Annotated in this window: 4 tRNA genes; all 4 read left to right on the top strand. The window is 44.0% G+C overall.

Annotated features, from left to right (window positions below):
- Positions 1-135 precede the first annotated feature (135 nt).
- The 4 genes from JC606_RS23230 (at position 136) to JC606_RS23215 (ending at position 495) form a co-directional block, all read left to right on the top strand.
- Positions 136-211 (top strand) — tRNA-Glu (locus JC606_RS23230).
- Between the two features lie 2 nt (positions 212-213).
- A tRNA-Lys gene (locus tag JC606_RS23225) sits at positions 214-289 on the top strand.
- A 25-nt stretch (positions 290-314) separates the two neighbouring features.
- Positions 315-390 (top strand) — tRNA-Ala (locus JC606_RS23220).
- Positions 391-419: 29 nt separating this feature from the next.
- Positions 420-495, top strand: a tRNA-Val gene (locus JC606_RS23215).
- The last annotated feature ends 350 nt before the right edge of the window (positions 496-845 follow it).

The raw sequence follows: 845 nt of genomic DNA, 5'->3' as shown, positions 1-845 counted from the left end.
GTAACAAGGTAGCCCTAGGGGAACCTGGGGCTGGATCACCTCCTTATACGAAGATATTCACGATAAGTGTCCACACAGATTGATTAGGTTTAGAAAGTAAAAGAGACGAAGAACTCCCAAGTTCTTCAATCTAGTGTCCCGTTCGTCTAGAGGCCTAGGACACCGCCCTTTCACGGCGGTAACAGGGGTTCGACTCCCCTACGGGATACCATTGGGTCGTTAGCTCAGTTGGTAGAGCAGTTGACTTTTAATCAATTGGTCGCAGGTTCGAATCCTGCACGACCCACCATTTCCTCCCAAGGAAATAAAAATATGGGGCTATAGCTCAGCTGGGAGAGCGCCTGCCTTGCACGCAGGAGGTCTGCGGTTCGATCCCGCATAGCTCCACCATTCCTTCCATAAGGAATTAAAACTTTTATGGGCGATTAGCTCAGTTGGGAGAGCACCTGCCTTACAAGCAGGGGGTCACTGGTTCGAGCCCGGTATCGCCCACCATCTTTAAGCATTCTCGAAAGAGAGTATTTAAAAATGGGTTAAAAGTTTAACACTTTGAAACTCTTGCTCTTTAACAATTTGGAAAGCTGACTGATTTAAATAACGTAGTTATTTAAATCAAATTAAAAGTTCTCAATGTTTATCCTTTGGATAAACACAACACAAACACATTCAAGTGTCTTGTATTCGATTCAAACTTGTTTGAATCACAATTGAGTCCGGCAAACACGTAATAAGAACTAACCCTTCTTATTACAACCAAAAACCTTGGTTGTTTACCATACATAAAGACCCTTTCGGGTTGTATGGTTAAGTGACTAAGCGTACACGGTGGATGCCTTGGCAGTCAG

The organism is Vibrio sp. IB15, from assembly GCF_016406055.1.
GTDB classification, from domain to species: Bacteria; Pseudomonadota; Gammaproteobacteria; order Enterobacterales; family Vibrionaceae; genus Vibrio; species Vibrio chagasii.
This window is presented reverse-complemented; position numbering and strand designations above follow the sequence as displayed.